Source organism: Microvirga pakistanensis, assembly GCF_004458765.1.
GTDB classification, from domain to species: domain Bacteria; phylum Pseudomonadota; class Alphaproteobacteria; order Rhizobiales; family Beijerinckiaceae; genus Microvirga; species Microvirga pakistanensis.
This window is the reverse complement of the sequence record NZ_SPJX01000204.1, coordinates 1-223: the sequence shown is the minus strand read 5'-3', so window position 1 is coordinate 223 and position 223 is coordinate 1. Positions and strand designations below refer to the sequence as shown.

1 pseudogene is annotated in these 223 nt (G+C 63.7%); it reads left to right on the top strand.

Features of this window, described 5'->3' with window-relative positions:
* A pseudogene (locus E4K09_RS14025) lies at positions 1-223 on the top strand (electron transfer flavoprotein-ubiquinone oxidoreductase); the annotation flags it as partial.

Sequence of the window (223 nt, the reverse complement as noted above, 5' to 3'; positions counted from 1 at the left end):
TGCGCCATTCCATGGGCTGGCCGCTGCCGAACAATTCCGGCGGCGGCTCCTGGCTCTATCATTTCGACGACCACCTGGTGTCGGTGGGCTTTGTGGTGCACCTCAACTACAAGAACCCGACGCTCTCGCCCTTCGACGAGTTCCAGCGCTTCAAGACGCACCCGATGGTGCGCGACGTGTTCGAGGGGGCAAAGCGCATCGGCTACGGGGCCCGCGCCATCAT